Source organism: Candidatus Saganbacteria bacterium (genome assembly GCA_026387835.1).
GTDB lineage: Bacteria > Margulisbacteria > WOR-1 > JAKLHX01 > JAKLHX01 > JAPLKZ01.
The window spans coordinates 176,708-199,256 of sequence record JAPLKZ010000007.1; the positions used below are offsets into that span (position 1 = coordinate 176,708).

General features: G+C 46.4%; 21 protein-coding genes. 6 read left to right on the plus strand and 15 right to left on the minus strand.

Translation table 11 applies throughout. The features are described 5' to 3' along the window. Nucleotides 1-259: 259 nt before the first annotated feature. Both NTZ10_03500 and NTZ10_03505 read left to right on the plus strand, forming a co-directional pair. Entirely contained in the window at nt 260-1,387 is a 1,128-nt protein-coding gene (locus NTZ10_03500) for a glycosyltransferase (protein ID MCX5749293.1), read from the plus strand. Nucleotides 1,388-1,734: 347 nt separating this feature from the next. Beyond that, on the plus strand, nt 1,735-1,947 hold the full coding sequence (locus NTZ10_03505; protein MCX5749294.1) for a hypothetical protein: 213 nt from the start codon (nt 1,735-1,737) through the stop codon (nt 1,945-1,947). Between the two features lie 86 nt (nt 1,948-2,033). On the opposite strand, the gene purQ is transcribed toward NTZ10_03505, so the two are convergent. From purQ to purB, 3 genes are all read right to left on the minus strand, one after another. Continuing rightward, nucleotides 2,034-2,720, minus strand: coding sequence for a phosphoribosylformylglycinamidine synthase subunit PurQ (purQ, locus tag NTZ10_03510; GenBank protein ID MCX5749295.1), 687 nt, complete (start codon nt 2,718-2,720; stop codon nt 2,034-2,036). Between the two features lies 1 nt (nt 2,721). Continuing rightward, nucleotides 2,722-2,970, minus strand: a complete 249-nt coding sequence (gene purS, locus NTZ10_03515; protein ID MCX5749296.1) for a phosphoribosylformylglycinamidine synthase subunit PurS — start codon at nt 2,968-2,970, stop codon at nt 2,722-2,724. Nucleotides 2,971-3,173: 203 nt separating this feature from the next. After that, nucleotides 3,174-4,466 carry an adenylosuccinate lyase gene (gene purB, locus NTZ10_03520; protein ID MCX5749297.1) on the minus strand — a complete coding sequence of 431 codons (1,293 nt, stop codon included), beginning with the start codon at nt 4,464-4,466 and terminating at the stop codon, nt 3,174-3,176. Between the two features lie 10 nt (nt 4,467-4,476). Between purB and NTZ10_03525 the strand changes: the two genes are divergently transcribed. Continuing rightward, the gene (locus tag NTZ10_03525; GenBank protein MCX5749298.1) at nt 4,477-5,667 is read left to right on the plus strand and encodes a hypothetical protein; all 1,191 of its coding nucleotides are present in this window, start codon (nt 4,477-4,479) and stop codon (nt 5,665-5,667) included. Here NTZ10_03525 and ispG read toward each other — a convergent pair whose 3' ends face one another. From ispG to NTZ10_03565, 8 genes are read right to left on the minus strand one after another with little or no spacing between them, the layout of a single operon-like run. Next, the gene (gene ispG, locus NTZ10_03530; GenBank protein ID MCX5749299.1) at nt 5,668-6,729 is read right to left on the minus strand and encodes a flavodoxin-dependent (E)-4-hydroxy-3-methylbut-2-enyl-diphosphate synthase; all 1,062 of its coding nucleotides are present in this window, start codon (nt 6,727-6,729) and stop codon (nt 5,668-5,670) included. It abuts the gene before it with no gap. Between the two features lie 28 nt (nt 6,730-6,757). Beyond that, complete coding sequence (gene csaB / locus NTZ10_03535; protein MCX5749300.1) at nt 6,758-8,566, minus strand: polysaccharide pyruvyl transferase CsaB; 1,809 nt, start codon at nt 8,564-8,566, stop codon at nt 6,758-6,760. Continuing rightward, a complete protein-coding gene (locus NTZ10_03540; protein ID MCX5749301.1) occupies nt 8,563-10,569 on the minus strand; it encodes a DUF5693 family protein in 2,007 nt (668 codons plus the stop codon). Before NTZ10_03540 ends, csaB begins: the two co-directional genes overlap by 4 nt. A 6-nt stretch (nt 10,570-10,575) precedes the next feature. Next, on the minus strand, nt 10,576-11,916 hold the full coding sequence (locus tag NTZ10_03545; protein ID MCX5749302.1) for a TrpB-like pyridoxal phosphate-dependent enzyme: 1,341 nt from the start codon (nt 11,914-11,916) through the stop codon (nt 10,576-10,578). 36 nt (nt 11,917-11,952) lie between these two features. Continuing rightward, entirely contained in the window at nt 11,953-13,047 is a 1,095-nt protein-coding gene (gene prfB / locus NTZ10_03550) for a peptide chain release factor 2 (protein MCX5749303.1), read from the minus strand. Next, nucleotides 13,032-15,542 carry a preprotein translocase subunit SecA gene (secA, locus tag NTZ10_03555; protein ID MCX5749304.1) on the minus strand — a complete coding sequence of 837 codons (2,511 nt, stop codon included), beginning with the start codon at nt 15,540-15,542 and terminating at the stop codon, nt 13,032-13,034. Before secA ends, prfB begins: the two co-directional genes overlap by 16 nt. Before the next feature lie 25 nt (nt 15,543-15,567). Further along, on the minus strand, nt 15,568-15,939 hold the full coding sequence (gene raiA, locus NTZ10_03560) for a ribosome-associated translation inhibitor RaiA (GenBank protein MCX5749305.1): 372 nt from the start codon (nt 15,937-15,939) through the stop codon (nt 15,568-15,570). Nucleotides 15,940-15,961: 22 nt separating this feature from the next. After that, the gene (locus NTZ10_03565) at nt 15,962-16,633 is read right to left on the minus strand and encodes a ComF family protein (protein MCX5749306.1); all 672 of its coding nucleotides are present in this window, start codon (nt 16,631-16,633) and stop codon (nt 15,962-15,964) included. Nucleotides 16,634-16,754: 121 nt separating this feature from the next. On the opposite strand from NTZ10_03565, the gene NTZ10_03570 reads away from it, so the two are divergent. Then, a complete protein-coding gene (locus tag NTZ10_03570; GenBank protein ID MCX5749307.1) occupies nt 16,755-17,378 on the plus strand; it encodes a putative DNA binding domain-containing protein in 624 nt (207 codons plus the stop codon). A gap of 4 nt (nt 17,379-17,382) precedes the next feature. Here the strand turns inward: NTZ10_03570 and lexA are convergent, their stop codons facing one another. Both lexA and pyk read right to left on the minus strand, forming a co-directional pair. Further along, on the minus strand, nt 17,383-17,976 hold the full coding sequence (gene lexA / locus NTZ10_03575; GenBank protein ID MCX5749308.1) for a transcriptional repressor LexA: 594 nt from the start codon (nt 17,974-17,976) through the stop codon (nt 17,383-17,385). A 97-nt stretch (nt 17,977-18,073) separates the two neighbouring features. After that, nucleotides 18,074-19,474, minus strand: a complete 1,401-nt coding sequence (gene pyk / locus NTZ10_03580) for a pyruvate kinase (GenBank protein MCX5749309.1) — start codon at nt 19,472-19,474, stop codon at nt 18,074-18,076. 88 nt (nt 19,475-19,562) lie between these two features. Here pyk and tpiA point away from each other — a divergent pair, with 88 nt between their 5' ends. Together tpiA and NTZ10_03590 are read left to right on the plus strand one after the other, a co-directional pair. Next, the gene (tpiA, locus tag NTZ10_03585) at nt 19,563-20,312 is read left to right on the plus strand and encodes a triose-phosphate isomerase (protein ID MCX5749310.1); all 750 of its coding nucleotides are present in this window, start codon (nt 19,563-19,565) and stop codon (nt 20,310-20,312) included. A gap of 23 nt (nt 20,313-20,335) precedes the next feature. Then, nucleotides 20,336-21,994 (plus strand): diphosphate--fructose-6-phosphate 1-phosphotransferase, encoded by a 1,659-nt coding sequence (locus NTZ10_03590; protein MCX5749311.1) that lies wholly within the window; start codon nt 20,336-20,338, stop codon nt 21,992-21,994. Here NTZ10_03590 and NTZ10_03595 read toward each other — a convergent pair. Both NTZ10_03595 and NTZ10_03600 read right to left on the minus strand, forming a co-directional pair. Next, a complete protein-coding gene (locus NTZ10_03595; GenBank protein MCX5749312.1) occupies nt 21,986-22,132 on the minus strand; it encodes a hypothetical protein in 147 nt (48 codons plus the stop codon). The genes NTZ10_03590 and NTZ10_03595 overlap by 9 nt on opposite strands. Continuing rightward, on the minus strand, nt 22,113-22,549 hold a 437-nt coding region (locus NTZ10_03600), incomplete at its 5' end, for a tetratricopeptide repeat protein (protein ID MCX5749313.1). The genes NTZ10_03595 and NTZ10_03600, both read right to left, overlap by 20 nt.

Genomic DNA, 22,549 nt, shown 5'->3' on the forward strand with positions numbered 1-22,549 from the left:
ATTCAGAGATACGATTGCGGGTAAGGAACAGGATGTTCTTACAGCCAGATTAATCAGGAATAACAGGCCTGATGAGGGGCTGGGAGATGCAGGGCAGTGTGAATTCGGGGGTTATATTCCGGCATACATTGATAAGATCTCTATTAAGAACGTATATATTAGATTAATAGAAGATATATTCGAAACAAATGCAAAAAGAGTCAGATTCGTTTCAAAGGTAAAACAATATGATAGAAAAGCAGCAAAAGAATATCAGCGCATGCTCAGGAACAATTCTAAAGAAAAGACTTTAGGGCTGATGATAGAGGATGCAAAGACAGAAGCTACGGTATCGCTGTGCATGATTGTAAAAGATGAATATAAAGAGCTTGAAAAATGTCTTGAAAGTGCAAAGGGCATGTACGACGAACTTGTGGTCGTATGGAATGGAAATGATCCGAAAACAATGGATGTTATGGAAGAAAATTGTGCCAAGGTGATTAAGTACAGATGGAAAGACGATTTTTCAGATGCAAGAAATCTTTCATTAAAGAATGCTAGCTGTAAGCGGGTACTCTGGCTTGATGCCGACGATGTAGTATCGAAAGACTGCGGTGCCGATCTGAAAGAATTTCTGAGATACTGTGAAAGTGCGGCACTCCATCTGCCGGTCGAGATGTCGGGCAATTCCGGACAAAAAGCCCATTCAATAAGGGTAATAAAAAATGGCTACAAGGTAAAGTTTAAGAACAAAGTGCATGAAGTATTAAAATTCCCAAAAAGGTATCTCGTATCATATTTTCCACTGAAGATAATACATGAAGGCTATACGGATAGCGTGGCGCTTGAAAATAAGGAGCAAAGGAATGAAAAAATACTAAAAAGGATGCTGAAAGACAAGCACGACAACAGCAACGCACTGTTTTATTTAGGGATGAATGAAACAAATATCAAATCAAGTACAAAATACATTAATAAATATTTAAAACTCAACAGGGGAACAAATGACCTTAAAGAGATGGCACTTACGAAACTAGCTGCAAATTATCTCAAGAACGGAGATCTTAAAAAAGCCATAAAGTTCGGGTATAAAGCTTTGGAATATAATAATCTGCTGGCAGCGGCATATATCATTATCGGGAACGCTTTGGAGATGGAATATAAATACCATCAGGCGGTAACTATGTATGAAACGGCCAAAATATCAAAGCCAAATGAAACGGCAATGTTTCTGAGCGATGTAAATGATTATACGTATACCCCAAGGCTCAATCTCGGAAAATTGTATATTAAAATGGGGGATCTTGAAAAAGCAAAAGAAAATTTGACCGAAGCCTTGAAATACAGGCCTGGCGATGCCGAATGCACTCAGATCTTATCCAACAGATTGATTTTCCCTGCAAGTTAAAAGTTATTGATATCATTGATACAAATATGCATCAAATCGATAAATAACGTGCCTATAAAAGCGTTTAAATATGGCTTTTTTGAGTCATTTAGCCTCTATTTCGTCCTATTTCTGCATAATCTTTTAAAAAGGGCCTAAATCAGCCATGTTCTCCGCTGCCTGAGTATGGGCCGAAAGACCTGCAGCCATACATTATATAGATATCCACAAGGGCAAACCATAAGCGTCGCATAATATATCTTATGTCAAGTTATGGTAAGGGGGGTATGTGTATGGATTATTTGTGGAACCGTGTTTTTTATGATAATTATCAGTGCAAGTTATTTGATAGTGGCAACGATAGATAATTGAGGAAAGAAAAAATGACAACTGGTAACCTTGGAATATATATTGATATTAACAAAAATGGAACAGTCGATGCTGATGAAAAAAAGTGGATGGATGATTATTTGCAGAATGAAGTGAAAGATATTAATGATAAGATGAAAAAACTCAATAAGAACCTTATTAATCAATTATCGGGAAATGATGAAGACGATCCGACATCCTCTGTTGCATAAACCTGTCTTGCTCCTTGATCTAGAACAGGGTTTATTTTTCCTCCTACCCTATCAAGATAATTAAAACCGATAGTAGTATTACCAGATCAGGAATTAAGTATCGATCTGAATATATACACGCCATCCTCGCAGCCGAGGACCTTTTCCGTCACCCTTTCCGGGTGAGGCATCATACCCAGAACATTGCGAGCTTCATTGCAGATACCGGCTATATTGTTCATTGAACCATTGGGATTATATTTTGCTGACACTGAACCGGACGGGCTGCAGTAGCGGAACACTACCTGCCCTTTCTTTTCGATCTTAGCAAGGGTCTCTTTATCGGCAGTATAATTGCCGTCAAAATGGGCTATCGGTACCGTCAGGACCTGTCCTTTTTTACATTTATTAGTGAAGGGTGTCTTGGCGTTCTCGACACGGATACTGACGTTCTTGCAGAGGAACTTGAGGTGCCTGTTCTTCTGGAGCGCTCCCGGCAAAAGTCCGGCCTCGGTAAGTATCTGGAACCCGTTGCATATCCCGAGCACCAGCCCCCTGTCCTTCTTTACATATTCTATTATGGAGTTCATCACCGGCGAGAACCTGGCTATTGCGCCTGACCTGAGGTAATCCCCGTAGGAAAACCCGCCCGGGACGATTATAAGGTCATAGCCTTTTATGCTGCTTTCCTCATGCCACACGAGGTCTGTCTTGGCGTTAAGGACCTTCTTCGCGACATGGTAGCAGTCCCAATCGCAGTTGCTTCCTGGGAACACTATTACGGCTGCCTTCATCCTAGATTTCCTCGATCTCGAAGGTGTATTGTTCGACCACGGGGTTTGCCAGGAGTTTCTTGCACATCTCGCTCACCTGGTGCCTTGTGTCTTCTATGCTTTTAGCGTCTATCTTTATATCTATCAGTTTACCGATCTTAACCTCGGACACGCTAGTGTATTTGAGCGCGTGAAGGGCGTCCTTTATCGTCTTGCCCTGCGGATCAAGTATCCCTTTCTTGTGCCTCACAAAAACTTTTACCAGATACATCCTTTTCTCCTTCTTGTCAAATATATTTTAAGAGCTAAAAACCGGTGTTCCGATATGGGTGACGATTAAGCCTTATTCATCACCCCTTTGGTCACTTTGAACCTTTCAGCCCTTCCTCTTAAGCCTTTTAAAACCGTTTAAATACACTGCAAGGCATAGATATCATAATCGGCGCTATATATGGTGCCCCCATATCTGGAGTGTCACAGGCCGAATCTCTTGTAGACGGCATAAAGATTCCTGGTGAAATAGTTCAGGTCGAACAGACCTTCGATCTTGTCTTTTGGTATATGTTTTTGGAGCTCGCTGTCCTGCATGCAGACATCCTTCATTGGCCTGCCTTTTGACCTGGCTTCCATGGCGCATGCCTGGACGATTTTGTACGCATCTTCCCGGGTCAGGCCGCTGTCTACAAGGGTCAACAGGATCCTTTGTGAAAAGACGATCCCTCCGGACCTTTCAATATTGGCGAGCATGTTCTCGGGATGCACGACAAGCCCGTCCATCAAAGAGGTGAACTTGTTCAGCATGTAGTCGATAAGGATATTCGAGTCGGGGATGATGATCCTTTCCCCTGCCGAGTTGGAAAGGTCCCTTTCGTGCCACAGGGGAATATTTTCCATTGCAGCCAGGCAGTTACCCCTGATCACCCTTGCAAGGCTTGTTATGCGTTCGGATATTATAGGGTTCTTTTTATGAGGCATTGCGGACGAACCCTTCTGTCCCTTTTTAAACGGCTCCTCTACCTCAAGTATCTCGGTCCTTGAAAGGTTCCTTATCTCGGTCGCGAACTTTTCCAATGAGCCGGCGATCAAGGCGAGGGTCGCCATGTACTCCGCTATCCTGTCCCTCTGGAGCACCTGGGTAGAGGCGGGAGAGGGCTTAAGTCCCAGTTTGTTGCATACCATCTCCTCTATCTTCGGTTCAAGGTTGGCATAAGACCCCACGGCGCCGGATATCTTGCCGACGTTTACTGACTCCTTTGCCTTTTTCATCCTTTCAAGGTTACGTTCCATCTCAGCTATCCATACGCAGAGTTTGAAAGCAAAAGTTATTGGCTCGGCATGGACCCCGTGTGTCCTGCCCATCATCATCGTGCCCTTGTTCTCTCCAGCCCGTTTTTTTAGTGCCACTATAGTCTTTTCAATATCCTCTATGATGATGTCAGAGGAAGCTTTTAATCGCAGGGAAAGCGCCGTATCTTCCACGTCATAAGAGGTCAGTCCTATGTGGATATAGCGGGAGTCCTCCCCCACTTTTTCGGCGACGCACGTGGTGAAAGCGATCAGGTCGTGGTCGACTATCTTCTCGATCTCATTTATCCGCTCGATCGAAAAAGATGCATTTTTCCTGATATTTTCGAGGGACTTGCCGGGGATCTTGCCGAGCTCAGACCAGACCTCGCATACGGCCAACTCAACGTCAAGCCAGCTCTGGAACTTGGCCTGCTCGTTCCATATGGCCCCCATTTTTGGAAGAGTGTATCGGTCGATCATTACTTTCTCCTTGCAGGATAATTATAACATATGGCTGAAATCTGATGATTATTATTTCGATAATAAAATAGAGGGTCCTTCAATGAATAGATATGAATTAAGAAACCCAACAGGGCATAATATAGTATTGCCCCAGCATTTTAATCCCGGAGCAAGTGTCCGTCTGTCGATGTTGATCTCAGATATTGACCGCACAGCAATCAGCACAGGAATATCAAGGATACAGGGTTCCAACCGTGTTCAATTAGTAAGAAGCCTGCTTATGGGTAAAGATGTTCATCTTATCAGCGGCAGCCCTTACCACCCTCAATATGCAGGGCTTGATTTTTCAAGGGAATCTATTCAAAGAAGGGTCGCTGAACCGGTCTTCAATAGTCTTCAAAGACTTAGGTCCATTGAAATGATGCCGCATCTCAAAATACATTATATTTCCGGGAAAGGGAAAGTGACTTTTACCGGGTCCGGAACAGAGCAAATGACCGAAGATAAAGAAAATCTTATTCCAGATGATATTAACTTCAAGATCGCGGTTGCTTTAGCGGGCGGGTTCTGTGCAAGGGTTAAGGGAATATGCTTGAATGGGTTCATGAGAGGTGATCTTAAAAGGTCTTTGGATTCTTCAGTTGATTTAAAAGCAATTGAAGCTGTTGTCAGGAAGGCTACTGGGATCGAAGCTGTGAGGTTCTGGCCCTTTGGAAGCGAATTGGCATTAATTTTCCATAGCCCAAAAGCTCCGAACGGTGATGGTGTTGATAAATTTGCGAGATCAGTATTAGAGGCGGAAGGCATTATACTCCCTGAGGATAATTACTCTTTTTCAGGCGGAGGCGCTTATGCCAAAGTTGCCAGGATTAAAAAGAGAGATGTTATTGAAAAAGAACTGGCCGCCTTGAATCCAAACGGTGCTGTCCTTGGGCTTGGCGATTCAAATGCGGATGATTTCCTGCTTTTAGACCCGGATAGTTTTTTATTCTTCCCGGTCTATTTAGGGGCCGAAAAGGATATGGAACAGCATCCCCAGATATTAACTGCCTTGGACCGTTTTGGAAAAGACAGGATGGAGGCAAGAGGATTCGGCCGCACAGTCAAAACCTTCCTCGACGCCGAAGAGGCCGGTAAAACATACTATGACCTGCCGATCTTTTTAAAAGGCCAATCAATAAATCAACTTATCCAAATGGGGTTCAGGCTTCAAAACTAATTACAGTTTATATGCCATTGACTCGATCTCTCTGAGCAGCTCTGATACCATATCCTCTTCTCTGACCTTTTTTATCAGCTCACCTTTTTTAAAGATCATCCCCTGCCCTTTTCCTCCTGCAAGTCCGAGGTCGGCTTCTGCAGCTTCTCCCGGACCGTTCACGACGCAGCCCATTATGGCGATCTTAAGCGGAACTTCTATATGCCTTGTATTTTCTTCGATCTCTTTGACGACATGCTCCATGTCATATTCAAGCCTGCCGCAGGTCGGGCACGAGATGATCGTTACCCCTTTGTTGAACATATTAAGCGATCTTAGTATCTCAAAACCGACCCTGACTTCTTCAACCGGGCTTCCGGTAAGAGAAACTCTTATCGTATCCCCGATGCCCTGCGACAAAAGAGAACCTATCCCGACTGCAGACCTGATGATCCCCGTTTTGGGGATGCCTGCTTCGGTTATCCCGACATGGAGAGGATAATCGACCTTCTTTGAAAGTATCTGATAAGCTTCGATCGTCTTTGGCACGTCGGAGGCTTTTATTGAAACGACGATATCACTGAACTTCAGCTTTTCAAGTATTTTAACGTGTTTTAAAGCACTTTCCACAAGGGCCTGAGCTGTAGGGTGCCCGTGCTTTTTCAATATTTCCTTATCAAGCGAGCCGCTGTTCACGCCTATCCTTATGGGAACTTTCTTTTCTTTGGCCGAAGAGACGACGGCTTTTATCCTTTCAATATCACCGATATTGCCGGGATTTATCCTCAGCTTGTCGATCCCCGCTTCAAGGGCCGTGAGGGCTAATTTATGATCAAAATGTATGTCTGCGACAAGAGGTATTGAAATGGAACGCTTTATTATCCCGAGAGCATTGGCGTCGGCCTCGTCTTTTACGGCGACGCGCACTATCTGGCATCCCGCCTCTTCGAGCATTTGGATCTGTTTTATGGTAGCTTCGGCATCGCTCGTGAAGGTCTTTGTCATCGACTGGACAGATACAGGGGATAAGCCTCCGATCGTCACGTTCCCGACTTTTACAGGTCTTGTCTTTTTGCGGGGCATTTCAGAAGTATTATAACACAGCCAGCGCTTAATCCTTAAAACTTGATCCCAGCAACCTGTGCTTTATTGCATGTCCTATGAATTTTACGAGATTTGCCTGTCTTTTTATTCTTTTGGGTTCTTTAGTCAGGCGGTAAAGCCATTCCAGCCCGATCTTGCGGACTATTTCAGGAGCTCTTTTTGCCCTGCCTGATATTACATCAAGGCTCCCTCCGATGACCATGCTGACGGGTATCCCGAGCTCTTTATAATGTTTTGCCAGCCATTTTTCCTGCCTTGGAGCGCCGAGACCGACGAAAAGTATATCAGGTCTTAATGCTTTTATCCCGCGGATTACGTCCTTCTCCTCATTATCCCTGAAATAACCGTGAAGCGTTCCGACCACATTGACGCCTTGAAGTTTCTTTACGGCCTTTTCAGCGACTCCCGGAGCAGATCCGAGTAAAAAGACTTTATATCCTTTTTCTTTTGAAAGTTCCAAAAGTCTTATCATGAGGTCTATTCCTGCGACCCTTTCAATAAGCGGCATATTAAGAAGTTTTGCCGCTCCGACGACGCCGATACCGTCTGGAATGCCGATATCGGCCGAGTTGATTATTTCACGCAGCTCGGTATCTTTCTGGGCCGCCATGATTATTTCAGGATTAGTGGAGAGTACCAGGCGGGGTTTTCTGCCGCGGATATATCCTTCGATCATTTCGGCCGCGGCTTCGAGGCCGATATTGTTGACCTTAACCCCAAAAAGATAGATCTCTTTCATAGTATCGGCGAACTCGAAGAAAGCGCTGAAATTCAATTCTGCTCTCTTTATAAGTATCTTGGCATTTTCTTTTATTAATGAGACATAATGGTCTCTATTTTCGTAGACCTCGTCAAAAGCCCTTATCATATCATCGGCGGAGAAATTGAGCCCCAGTAACGGGCAGTCGATCTCTTTCATCAGATTATCGACCTTAGGGTCATAGTCTATTCCGATCATTGGAACATGTGAAACCGAAGCAAATATCAGGCAGTGAAGCCTCATGCCTATCAGGACGTCAAGTTTTGATATCAGGCACATCAGGTCTTTTGCCTCGTGCACCTGCGCCAGGATCCCTGGCCTGTGCTTCATAAGGGAAGCGACGTTTGCGGATTCATCGGCATCAACGGGCTGCTGGAAAGGGATGAAAATGACATTAGCATGATGTTTTTCAACTATACGATCAAGCGCTGAAGCGAGCCTCATGTACATGTCAGGAGACCTGTGTTTGAGCGGCCTTATGCAGACCCCGACCAAAGGCTTGCGGCCAAGGTCGAGATTTTCTTTCTTTAAGAGTTCTTCGATGCTGCCTTTTTCAAGGAGGAACGCCGGGTCGGCTGCGATCAGCATCAAAGGTCTGTTCACCCGGTCTTTCTGAAGGGCAACAAAAGAACCGAAATCCCTTACCGTGATAAGGGTGACATTGTTCAGAATATTCCTGACAAGCCATTTGTTGACGGTTCTTTTCACGGGGCCGTAACCTTGCCCCATGACCGCGACCTTCTTCTTTAATAACAGACCGAGCCAGATGATCCCGAGATAATAAGGGATGGACAAAGGCCCTGTAATGTCCTGCAGCAGTCCTCCCCCTCCGCTGATAAGCGTATCGCAGGACATTATCTCTTTGACAACCTGAAAAACGGAGAACCTTCTTATAGATCTTACATTGAACTTTTTAGAGGTCGCTCTCGGGTCGGCGGACAGAACAGTGGCCCTTATTTTTGGATTGCTCTTCTTTAGACGGGTGATGATAGATTCAAGAATTGCTTCATCGCCGGTATTCCCTGTGCCGTAATAACCGGATATGACTACCTTCATATTTTAATAAGCTTTTTTGCCGCCAGGTATAAGCAGTAATAGATCAGTCCGAATAAGAGTCCGAGTATTAAGCCATATGCCGACCTTATAAGCGATATCAAAAGCGGCGAATGCACATGGCAGAAAGTATTGACCGTTGAGACAGGTGCGACCATGCCGATCACAAGGAAAGGCCACAGCCATTTTTTGCCGCCCGACAAAAAGTAGATGGCTCCCAGGAACAGCGCCGGATATCCTATGAGGAACTCTTTGGTCCGCGGCCTTATCAGCATTATTTTCTCAAGGAATGTCCTCGCGAGTTTTTCGGTGTCCAATATGCCTATGCCGAAATTGCCGCTGCGCAATATGTAGAGAGCGGCGACGCCCAAAAGCACTGCGGCTACAATGACGGCCAGTACAGTTATCGGTGAATTGAGCCACTCCGTCAGGTCATCTTTCAGGCTTTTTATCTCATCCTTTTCGATGACCGCGCAATAGAATGCGACCAACAGGACCGGCAGAATGAAAGCCAGCTTTATCCCGGTAAATTGCTGGGAGCCCACCATGAAAATCGTGTCCGCCAAGAAGCCTACTATCAGGACAGCTCCCGCCATGCTTATGCAATAAACTGAGATCACCATGAGAACGGCTTTTGCGAACGGCGGGAAAAACTGTTTATCCATCTGCTTTATCTTAAACACGGAAGTGATGGCGAGTGTCGGAAAGACCACCGCGCAGCACAAAGCGGCCATTTTCTGAAAAAACACTGCCCCCCCTATCGCATTAAAAGCCAGCGGTTTTATTACCGAAACTGCCAGGACGAGCAATATAAACCACAGAGGGACCTGCCATAACACAGAAAGCAAAAGGATGATCCCCGCGCTTAGACCCAGCGTCAACAATACCATGGAAGGAGCCTTTAGACTTATCAATCCCGGCCTGTCTGCCTTTCCGATGGAATGAGATGTTTTAAGCATCAAGGTCCGTATGGATCTCACATAATCAGTGTTCGTTGAAGTCAGGTTCTTCCCGGCATCGGGGATATAGAAAGGTCTTATGAAAAGAAGCCTTACCCCTCTTTCGTTCACGGCGCGGTCAAAACGGTCTATTGCCTCCTGTTTTATCATCTTTTTAAGCATCTCGTCCTCGGAGATGCTGTGGACCCTGATAATATCGGTCCTCAGGTATTTTAAAAGTTCGCTGTCCCCTTTTTGCTCGGCCATCTCGATATAGCCGTAATTGATACCTGATGAAATAATAGCTTTTGCGACCCCGGGGATGTTGTTCTTATAGCCGGCAACCTCTTCGCCGTCAAAAATCACCGTAGTGAAAGGCCCTTCGGAACGAAGGATCTCCAGTTTTTTTTGGACGATCTTGCCGTTAAGCCGGAAATTGTTCTTCAGGCGCGGAAGGACAAAAAAGCCGCGGTCAATTACAAATTTGAAAGCCTGCGGTGATATTCCAAGCCCCAGTTCCATCAGGTCTTCTTCATCATCGGTTATCTCAAGCTCATCAGGAACTGTCAGACTTACATTCCTTTTTCCGAGGACGATCTCAAGCTGGGACTTTATCCGGTTTAAAACATCCATGTCTTCAGTGATAGCGTAGCTCAGCGAAGGATTTGGTTTGGCCTCTCTTTTTGGTGTCTTTAAAAGCGGATTACTTATACTTTTTGCGTAAGATGAAAGTCTGCCTTTTATCTTATAGGTCTTGCTTATATTCCGGAGAGTGTCCTGTTCATAGCCGGTAAGCCATGAAAGCTTTCCCTGAAGTTCAAGAGTTTCAAGAGTATCTTCGGCCAGCGCTATCGATGTTATACCGGCGTCTTTAAACTGTCTTAGAACCGCATCTACAGGGAGGCCGTCGCGCAGGGAGATCTTTTTGATGTCACTGAGGTCCATAGCGAGTTCAACCGAGGTGTTCTTTGCCTCGACAACTATCCTTTTGTAGCCCTCTATAGCACCGGCGGCGACACCAATAGCAAGTATTGCGATAAGAAGATATAAAATTATTTTGTTCTTCATCGTTTATCAGACCTTCGGAAGATCTTTCAAGGCCTCCCGGACAAGCTCTTCGGGATATTCAAAATCCTCAAGCTTTCCCTCGAGATAATTGTCGTACGCTGCAAGGTCAAAATGACCGTGCCCGCTAAGGTTAAAGACGATGCATTTGTCTTCGTTCTTTAAAGCTTCGTCGATAGCCGCTCTGATCGCGTGCGCTGTTTCGGGAGCGGGCAGGATTCCCTCGGTCTTTGCGAACAGGACCGCGGCTTCGAATACTGTTGTCTGCTTGACTGCTTTCGCTTCTATCAATTTCTTTTTTACCAGCATAGAAAGTATGGGCGCCATGCCGTGATAGCGCAGACCTCCTGCGTGAATGCCCGGGGGCATGAAACCATGGCCGAGGGTGTACATTTTTACCATCGGGGCAAGTTTAGCGGTGTCGCCGAAATCATAGGCATACGGGCCTTTTGTCAAGGTCGGGCATGCGGACGGTTCTACCGCTATCATCTTTATATTTTTCCCTTTCATCTTTTCGGATATGAACGGGATAGCAAAGCCGCCGAAATTGCTGCCTCCGCCGACACATCCGATAAGGACATCCGGATTTTCACCGGCAATTTTTAGCTGTTCCTTTGTCTCGAGGCCGACAACGGTCTGGTGAAGAAGCACGTGGTTCAGAACGCTGCCTAGCGAGTATCTTGCGTCGTCATGGGTCGCTGCGTCCTCTACGGCTTCAGATATTGCCATTCCCAGGCTTCCGTTGCTGTCAGGGTCAGCCTTTAAAATTCCTCTTCCGGCATTTGTCAGATTAGACGGGGAAGCATGTACTTCAGCACCCCAGACCTTCATCAGGGATTTCCTGTAAGGCTTCTGGTGGTAACTGACCTTTACCATATAGACCGTGCATTTCATTCCGAACACGTTGCATCCGAAAGCGATGGACGATCCCCACTGCCCTGCCCCGGTCTCGGTTGTTATCCTTTTTACGCCTTCCTGCTTGTTGTAATAAGCCTGGGCTACCGCTGTGTTCATCTTATGACTGCCTGCCGGGCTTACGCTTTCATTTTTATAATATATCCTTGACTTTGTCTTAAGCGCTTTTTCAAGCCTTCTTGCCCGTACGAGCGGCGTTGGCCTCCACAATTTAAGTACATCGACAACGTCATCCGGTATCTCTATCCACTTTTCCGGGCTCATCTCCTGCCGGATCAACGCCATCGGGAACAAAGGCGCGAGGTCAGCAGGTCCGAGCGGCTTTCCCGTTCCTGGATGGAGCGGGGGCGGCAGCTCGCCCGGAAAATCGGACATAATATTGTACCATTTCTGCGGTATCGCGCTGAGAGGAAGTATCACCCTGTCTTTTTCCATTATTTTTCTCCTTTTATAACTATATATATTACCATATTATAGTTTGGATTTTAGAAATGCCTCGATGAATATGTCGATGTCGCCGTCCATCACTTTTTGGACGTTGCCGGTCTCAGCCCCTGTCCTGTGGTCTTTTACCAGCTGGTACGGGGCAAAAACATATGACCGTATCTGGCTGCCCCAGGCGATCTGTTTCTGTTCGCCGCGGAGCTCTTCGATCTTTTCTTTCTGTTCCTGTTCAAGCCTGTCTTTTAATCTCGCGAACAAAAGCGTCATGGCGATCTCTTTATTCCTGTGCTGCGACGGGCTTGCCTGCGACTGGGAGATGAGCCCCGTCGGCAGGTGGGTTATCCTTATTGCGGAGCTGGTCTTGTTCACGTTCTGTCCGCCCGGTCCTCCCGCGCGGAAAGTGTCTATCCTCAGGTCTTCGGGCTTAATTTCGACATTCAGTTCCTGGCCTGTTTCGGGTATGACTTCTACAGCGGTAAAAGAGGTATGGCGCTTGCCGTCAGAGTTAAAAGGAGACATCCTTACAAGCCGGTGGATCCCTGTCTCGGCTTTCAGGTATCCGTAAGCGTAAAGGCCTTTGACAAAGACCACTGCGCTTTTTATGCCGGCCTGCTCTCCGTATGATATATCGGCGATCTCGATCTCATAGCCTTTTGACTGGGCCCATCTCGAATACATGCGAAGCAGTATCTGCGCCCAGTCCTGCGCGTCGGTGCCTCCGGCACCCGCGTTTATCGCAAGTATGGCGTTTGACGGGTCGTGCTCCCCGCCGAGCAGCGCGGAGATCTCCATCTCACCCATCTTTTTTTTGAGCTCTTCAAGGTCTTTTTTTATCTCGGGTTCTACTGAAAGATCGTTTTCCTTGGCAGCTATATCGGTAAGGGTCTCTATCTCATCCAATTTTGAGTCAAGAGTCTTTATTATGGTTATCTTGTCGTTTGTCGCTTTTAATTCCTGAAAGATCTTCTGGGCGTTCTTTGGATCATCCCAGATGCCCTCTTTTGAAGACACAGCCTCGAGCTCTTTTTGCCTTTCAAGCAGCTTCCCCAGCTCGAAGTGTTTTTTAAGCTCCCCTGCCTTTATCTTTAGCTCTTCTATTTCGGTCTTTATTTCATGCAGCATTTTTTGTATTTCTTCCCGCTGCCGCACGGGCACGGGTCGTTTCTTCCTGTCTTTTCCCCTGTCAATATGGGCTGCTGCCTGGAAGATGTGTCTGCAAACGCTCCGTACGAGATGTTCTTTGCCTTTTGTTTTACGGGCTCGACTTCATGAACTATCTGGAGCTTGAATATGAGGCTGATTATCTCTTTTCTGGCATTCGCCATCATCTCCTGGAACATGCCGAAAGACTCCATCTTATATTCTATAAGCGGATCTTTCTGGCCCCAGGCCCTCAGGCCGATGCCGTCCCTTAGGGCGTCCATGTTATGCAGCTGGTCTATCCAGTTGTCGTCTATCACCTTCAGCATCACAAAGCGCTGGATCTCCTCGATATTTTCTGCGCCCACCTGTTCGACCCTCTTTTTATAGGTCTCTTTTAAGAACGCTTCGATCCCCGCTTTCAGGTCTTCCTGTTTCTTGTAATCCCTTAATTGAAGTTCTGTTCCGGTGAACGGGACAGTATCCTTTAGAAGATTTTCAAGGCCTTCCATGTCCCATTCTTCATGCCTTATCTTCGGCGAAGAATGGGCGTCTGCAAGGTCCTGGCTGAAACTTGAGATCATTTCCAGCACTTTGTCGGTAAGATCCGCGCCTTCCAGTATGCGGCGTCTTATGCCGTAGATCGCTTCCCTTTGCTTGTTCATCACGTCGTCGTATTCCAGTATCTGTTTCCTCATGGAGAAATGATATTCCTCGACTTTTTTCTGAGCGTTCTCTATCGCGCGGGATATCAGGCCATGCTCGATGGGAGTCCCCTCTTCCATTCCGAGCCGCTCCATGATCGTCTTGATCCTGTCGGAGCCGAACAGCTTCATAAGATCGTCTTCAAGCGAGACATAGAACCTTGAAGACCCCGGGTCCCCCTGCCTGCCGCTCCTGCCCCGCAGCTGGTTGTCTATACGCCTGCTCTCGTGGCGTTCTGACCCGATAATATGAAGTCCTCCCAGGGTCGCGATGCCTTCACCGAGGACGATATCCGTTCCTCTTCCGGCCATGTTCGTGGCTATTGTGACAGCTTGCTTCTGGCCGGCTTTTGCTATTATCTCGGCTTCCTTTTCGTGATGCTTGGCGTTCAGGACATGGTGAGGGATCCCCTTTCTTTTCATGATCCCGGAAAGGAGCTCGGAATTTTCAATAGAGATGGTCCCTACGAGCACGGGCCTTCCTATCTTATACAAATCCACGATCTCGTTCGAGATAGCGGTAAACTTTTCCTTTTTCGTTTTATAGATCACATCGGAATGATCGGTCCTGACCATTTTCATATGAGTAGGTATCTCTACGACTTCGAGGTTGTATATCTTCCCGAACTCCGCTTCCTCGGTCATTGCCGTGCCTGTCATGCCGGCAAGCTTTTTGTAAAGGCGGAAATAATTCTGGAAAGTGATCGTGGCCAGCGTCTGGCTTTCAGACCTGATCTGAACGCCTTCTTTTGCCTCGATCGCCTGGTGCAGCCCTTCGCTGAAGCGCCTGCCGGTCATAAGGCGGCCGGTGAACTCGTCCACGATTATGATCTCACCGTCCTTAACGATATAATCGACATCTTTCTTGAAGGGATGATGCGCTTTGAGGGATTCCGTGATGCTGTGCGCCAGGTCCATATTCTCCACATCGTAAAGGCAGGCAAGGCCAAGAAGTTTTTCAACTTTTTTTATGCCTGTCTCGGTCAGGACGGCGTTCTTTGTTTTTTCATCGACCGTGAAATCAAGGTCTTTCTGGAGCTTTCTCGAGGTCTGGTCGGCTTTATAATACATCTGTGTGTCTTCATCCACCATGCCGGAGATTATTAAAGGTGTCCTTGCTTCGTCTATCAAGATATTGTCGACTTCGTCGACGATGGCAAAATTGAGTTCCCTCTGGACGCAGTCGTTTATCGACGTGGCCATGTTGTCGCGCAGGTAATCGAACCCGAACTCGTTGTTCGTTCCGTAAACAATATCGCAGCCGTATGCGGCTTTGCGGTCTGTATTGTCCATATCGTTTTGAACAGTACCGACAGTCAGCCCGAGGAATTTATATATCGGCCCCATCCACTCGCTGTCGCGTTTTGCAAGATAATCGTTCACCGTTATCAGATGGCAGCCTTTTCCTGTGAGGGTATTGAGGTACATCGGCAGTGTCGCCACGAGTGTTTTTCCTTCACCCGTTTTCATCTCCGATATCTTCCCGTGATGGAGCACGATACCGCCAAGAAGCTGAACATCGAAATGGCGCAGTCCTGTAGTCCGGACCGATGCCTCCCTTACTGCCGCGTAAGCTTCCGGCAGCAGTTCGTCAAGCGTTTCACCGTTCTTGATCCTGTCCCTGAACTCCGTTGTCTTGCCGGCGAGTTGTTCGTCCGAAAGCTTCTTCATATCCTCTTCAAATGAATTTATCTTTTGGACGACAGCGTGAAGATGCCGGGTTTTTTTCTCGGGAGAGACCCCCAATAGACGAGCCATCAGTTTAAGGAGCATTTATGCCTCTGGGTTCCAGGCCGGTTCACAAACCTTCGTCGGCCTTGATGATATTGTCGTGGAGTATCTGTTTTGTCTTTGCGGATTCGCGTCTTTTTTCGTGTATCAGCTTATCCTTGAACTTTTTTATCTGCTGGTCGATCTTGTCGATTATCATGTCTATTGAGGCGTACATATTATCGGAAGACTCGGTGGCGTGAAGCTTTGTCCCGGAAGCCCATACTGTCACCTTTGCGATCTGCCTCTCGGTCTCCTCTTTTATCTTGTTCACGTCCAGCTCGATCTCGATCTTCTGTATATTGTGAAAAAAATGCTCTATCTTCGTGAGCTTCTTTTCCGCGTAATCTTTCAGAGCGGACGAGAGTTCCGTGCCTTTTGACGATATATTGATCTGCATTTTTTGCCCTCCGATGTTGAAATTATATCATATGGCGGATAGTGGGCGGTGAAGAATTAGATAAACATATAAGTACAGCTTTAGAAAGAAGGATAGAACGGACATTTTTAGCGCCGTTGTCGAGCAGTGTTTTGCTGCATTCATTGATAGTGGCGCCGGTTGTATATATATCATCAATAAGTATGATATTTTTATTGAATATCATTCCTCTGTTGATCATGCTGAAAGCACCCTTAATATTTTTGAGCCTTTCATTTTTGTGAAGGCCGAATTGAGGCTTGGTTTCTTTTTTCCTTATCAGCACGTTAGAATATACAGGTGCATCTAATTTAACAGACAGCGGACCTGAGATCATTTCAGATTGATTGAAACCTCTCTGTTTATGCCTGTTTTCATGTAGAGGAACAGGGATGATGCAGTCCGCTTTAACGCGGGGAGCATTTTCCGCGATAATATTCCCAAGGACCTCCGCGATGCGTCTCTTTTTTCTGAATTTGAGGCATTTGATCGCTTTTTTAATGACGCCGCTATATTCCGTAATAAAAGTTGTATTATCTTTTGTCTCGCAAATAAACTTTATTTTGTTCTGACAACTAAAACAGAACGGTTTGCCGTCAATATTTCCGCAAACATAACATTTTGAAGGAAATAAAAAATTCAGCAGATATGATAAGAAATTCGATAATTTATCCATTTATATTCCGCCAAGCACTAATATTCCCAGCAATCTGTCCGCCACACTGCCCTGTGAAAAGGCGGTAGCAGGAGCAGGTATTTTTGTTGAATTTCACCTACTCCCGTGATATATTATTGCCATGACAACCTGGGAAGAAATCGTTGAACTGCTCGAGCAGGGTGAAGGCCAGTCGGTCGAATTCGAGAAGAATATACCCTCAGATGACGATATCGCCAGGGAACTCGTCGCTTTTTCAAATTCTGACGGAGGAAGGCTTATCCTTGGCATCGATGACAAGAACAAACACCTTATCGGGATAGACCCGGATGATAACTTCTCTAACTGGATCGCAAATGTCGGCAATGTCAGGTGCGTTCCCAAGATCAACCCGGGTGTTGAAATTTTCAACAGGGGCACTCAGAAGATCGCGATCATAACCATCCATGAAGGCGACGAAAAACCGTATAAAACCGATGATATCTGCTATATAAGGGACGGTTCGCTGTCACGGCCCGCGAAAGAACGCGAGGAGCAGGAGATCACAAGTCCGTGGTCAGGCCACGGGCTGAACAAGCGCCAGAAAAGGATCCTTGACTATGTGACCGAGCACAGCACTATATCTAACAAAGAATACAGAGAGATGTTCAATATCTCGCACAAGACGGCCCACCTTGAGCTGACGATGCTGGCGGATAAAAAGATCCTCGTCTGCCAGGGCGCCGGCAGGTCCACCAGATATATCCTTCCCGCAAGCAACGAATAGGTATTTAATATTTCCTTATCAGCCCCATCACCCTCCCTACCAGCCTGAAATTTTTGCTCACTTTTATCGGCGCGTAATTACTGTTATACGGCTGCAATACTATATGGTCGCTTCTTTTGAAATATTTTTTTACAGTCGCTTCGTCGTCGATCATTGCGACAACAATATTCCCGTTATCGGCGTCCGGCTGTGGTTTTACCAGAATAAGGTCTCCTTCGTTTATCCCCGCGTCCACCATGCTGTCCCCTTTTACGCGCAGGATAAACCCGTCGCGGGCGTTCTTGGCAAAATCCCAGGCGAGAGGGATCGTATCTTCTATATTTTCCACAGCGAGGATAGGCCGGCCTGCCGCCACCTGTCCTACAAGCGGCAGGTTTATTACCCTCTTTCTGCCGATGACCTCTATGCTCCTTGCGTTAGATGACCTCTTGATCCATCCTTTTTCCTCAAGGGCCTTAAGATGGCTGTGTATGGCCTTTGTAGACCTTATCTTGAACTCCACGCACATCTCCCTTATTGACGGGGCAAACCCTTTTTCCTCGATAAAAGCGGACAGGTAATCAAAAACGGACTTCTGGCGGTCGGTGAGCTCTTTCATGATAGATACCTCCTTTTTTAGTAGTGAAATCCATTATAGTAAACAAATGTTTACCTGTCAAGACTGATCTGTCAATTGGAGTGAAAATGCGGAGGTCCTACCCTATCCTGTGCACTTTTATGAGGTTAGTTGTCCCGGGCTGGCCGATCGGTACTCCGGCAGTTATTATGACGAGGTCGTCCTTTTGAAGCAGCTTCTGTTCATGAACTGCTTTTTCGACGTTAATGATCATCTCGTCCGTCGTCTTGCATTCCTTCATTATTATGGCCTTGACGCCCCAGTAAAGGGAGACCTTTCTTGCCGCCCTTTCCGATGTTACACTGGCGATTATCGGGCAGGCAGGACGCCATTTTGATACCATGAGAGCTGTTGATCCGGAGGACGTGAATGAAATTATCGCCTTAGCGCTGACGTCCTCGCTGGTGTGTACTGCCGCGTGGGACACTGCGAGTGAGATACTATCCTTAATATCTATTTTCCTTAGATGAGATTGCCTCTCTCTCCCCTCTTCGGCTTTGTTGATTATCCTGGTCATCATAATGACGGATTCAACAGGATATTTCCCGCTGGCGGTCTCTTCGGAGAGCATGACGGCATCCGTGCTGTCGAATATGGCGTTTGCGACATCGGTCGATTCCGCCCTGGTGGGCCTGGGATTCTCGACCATTGTCTCGAGCATCTGGCTGGCTACAATAACCGGCTTTCCGGCCTTCGCACACTTTTTTATGATGTCTTTTTGTATGATAGGCACGTCCTCCGGCGGAAGTTCCACTCCGAGGTCGCCCCTTGCGACCATTATCGCGTCGGACACGCCTATTATCTCTTCAAGGTGATTTACCGCTTCCTGGTTCTCGATCTTGGCGATCACCGGAATAGAACATCCATAGTCCTGGCAGATCTTTTTTGCCTCGAGCACGTCATGCGCGTTCTTGGTGAAAGAGAGAGCTATATAATCCGCCTGAGCCGAGCAGGCGAACTTGATGTCCTCTTTGTCTTTTTCGGTGAGGGCTTTTTTAAATATTGACACGCCCGGGATGTTGATACCTTTGTGTTCGCCCAGACGCCCGCCTGTTATGACCTTGCAGTGTATCTCTGTATTGCTGACGCCCGTTGCCTGAAGCTCCAACAGCCCGTTATCAATAAGAAGTTTTTGCCCGGGCTTTATAAATGAAGGGAGTTCTTTATAATCTGTCGATACCCGTTTATCGTCGCCTTCTATGTCTTTTGTAGTGATGATAAGATCGGAACCGTTCTTTAATACTGTGCTGCCGCCCTTCAGTTTTCCGGTCCTTATCCTGGGCCCCTGGAGGTCCACTATGATCCCGATATATTTATTTATCTGCCTGATGGTCTGGACGAGCTGTATGCCGTCCTTTATCACTTCGTGCGACATATTGACGCGGAAAAGATCGACCCCGGCATCAATAAGTTTTTTTATCATCTCTTTTGAAAAAGAGACAGGGCCCAGTGTAGCTATTATCTTTGTTTTGCTGTCCATATATTAATTATACTACATTCACTACCCACCACCCACTACCCACTACACACTATTTTTGCTAAACTAAAACCAGGAGGATCAAAACTACATGCGCAAACCATTGATCGCGGGGAACTGGAAGATGTTCAAGACGGCAAAGGAAGCAGCTTCCATGATAGAGGAGCTTAAAACAAAGGTCTCGGATGTGAAAGACAGGGAGATCGCGGTATGCCCTACTTTTACAGCTCTTGAATCAGCTGTAAAGGCGGCAAAAGGAAGTAATGTAAATATCGGCGGGCAGAATGTTTTCTGGGAAGAAAAAGGCGCTTTTACAGGTGAAATTGCTCCGAATATGCTGAAAGATATAGGTTGTAAATTTGTGATAATCGGCCATTCGGAGAGAAGACAATATTTCCGCGAAACGGATGAAACGGTAAACAAGAGGATATTTGCTGCGCTTAAAGCCGGATTACTACCCATAGTCTGTGTCGGAGAAACGCTTGGACAAAGGGAAGAGAGCAAGACATTTTCAGTGGTCGAAACACAGGTCAGGAACGGTCTAAAAGGTTTGATCGTCGAACAGATGAAAAATATCGTCATCGCTTATGAACCGGTCTGGGCTATCGGGACCGGAAAAACCGCAACCCCGGCTCAGGCCCAGGAAGTCCACGCCTTCATCAGAAAACTGCTTAAAGATATTTTCGGTCCTGAAATATCAGCTTCAACGAGGGTCCTTTACGGCGGAAGCGTGAAACCGGATAATATGAAGGAACTTATGTCTTGCGAGGATATCGACGGCGGTCTTGTCGGCGGAGCAAGTCTTGAAGCTGAGTCATTTTCTAAAATAATAAAGTATTAATAAACGAAAGGAAGTAAAGATAGATGAATAATATCGGCGAGCTTATATGCGAAAAGTTGAAAAAAGAAAAGGTTGAAAGGCTGGAGGTGCTGAAAGACCTCTCAAAGATAGAACTTTCAGAGGGAAAGAAGTTCGATATTCATTCAAAAGCGGAAAAAGATCTTTCCGAGATCGCTCATAATCCTCTTCTTACTTTTAATACAGGCGGTAATATTGCAAAAAAAGCCTTAAAAGTCGGCGTTCTTTTTTCGGGAGGTCCCGCCTCCGGCGGTCATAACGTCGTTGTCGGCCTGTACGACGCGTTAAAAGAGATCGATCCAAAGAGCGAGATCATCGGTTTCATGAACGGACCTGACGGCCTTCTCAAAGCGGACGGCAGGATACTTTCAAATGAGGACATCGACAGCGTCAGGAATCAGGGCGGGTTTTACCTGCTTGGCACTTCCCGTACCAAATTTGAAAAAGAAACAAGCCTTAATAAATGCCTGGAAACGGTTAATAAATTTGATCTTGACGGTTTGCTGATCATCGGCGGTGATGATTCAAATACTAATGCGGCGCATCTGGCTAATTTCCTGAAAAAGAGCGGCGCAAAGACAGTTGTCATCGGTATACCGAAGACGATCGACGGGGACCTTGCCTATCTCCCCTATCTGCAGACCTCGTTCGGCTTCTACACAGCGGCGAGGATCTACAGCGAAATGGTGGGTAATATATGCAGGGACCTTCCTTCAAGTAAAAAAATATGGCATTTTGTTAAGCTTATGGGCAGGTCTGCCAGCTGGATAACTCTTGAAACAGCTTTCCAGACGCGTCCGAACATCGCGCTCATTGGTGAAGAGATCAAAGAAAAGAAAATGACGCTCGTGCAGGTCGTCGACCATGTCTGCGAAGTGATAGCCGGAAGGCATGCGGCCGGCAAAGATTACGGCATCGTGCTGATACCCGAAGGAATAGTCGAGTTCATTCCGGAGGTCAAAAGATTGATCTCGGACATCAACAAAGCGATAGTGAAGATCGGGAACGATGAATTTATTAATATGCACCTTTTGGACAGAAGGGAAAAAGTCATGGTGGAACTTGACCAGGGGAATGAAAAATTATTCGCCGGTCTCCCTCACGCGGTCCAGAACGGGCTTCTTTCGGGGCTTGATCCGCACGGCAATGTCCAGGTCTCGCAGATCGCGTCCGATATCCTGCTGATGGACCTCTGCCAGGAAAAACTTTCGAAGAAAGGATACGAGATCGGCTCAAAACTCCATAAGTTCAAGATGACCACCCAGACGCATTTCTACGGATATGACGGGAGATGCGGATATCCGACCTGGTTCGATGCAGCGTATACGTATAACCTGGGAAGAGCGGCAAGCATTCTCGTTGCCAGCGGTAAGACAGGATATATGGTAAGCATCAACGGCCTTGAAAAAGACGTTGAAAAATGGAACGCTCTGGCCATCCCTTTAGCCGGGATGATGGCGGCAGAAGAAAGAAAAGGAAAAGAAGTTATCGTAATATCAAAATATCTTGTGGACCTTGCATCCCCTGCGTTCAAAGAATTTGCAAAGGAACGCGGTAAATGGGCCGTCGAAGATGCTTATCTCTGTCCGGGGCCTATCCAGTTCTGGGGGCCGGACGAGCTTGTTAAGACAAGAGCAGTGACGATGGGGTTGAACTCAGCTTAAAGCTTTTCTCAGGTCTGATTTTATTCTTGTTCTTTTTTTAGCCTTATCCTTCTTCGACGGAATAATCATGGTCATCACTTTGCGCGACGGTTTTCCCCAGGCGCGGAGTTTTGGCGGTTTATTTTTTATTTTTGGCATTTTCAAGGAGCTCCTTTATATCACCGCTTTCCGGAGCTATTTTTAACGCGGCGGAAAAATATTCAACGGCTTTTCTATTATCATTTCGTGTTTCAGACATCTTACCGAGATTTAAGACAGGGCTAAAATTATTTTTACAGATCTCGAATGATTTGATAAAACAACGTTCTGCTTCGTCAAAATTATTCAAATATCTATAACAGATGCCCTTCAGGTTATAAAAATCGGATAATGTCGGAAGATCTTCATCAGAGGCAGCATCAAAATTATCCATGAGGCACAAGACAGAAGTGTAAAACTTGCGATTTATTGCATGAAGGGCTATCTTGTTGAACAAAGCCAGATTTTTGATCTGTCCCGGTCTTATGTCGAGCACCAGATTGAAACCGCAACCTAAGTTAAAATTGGTCCGATATT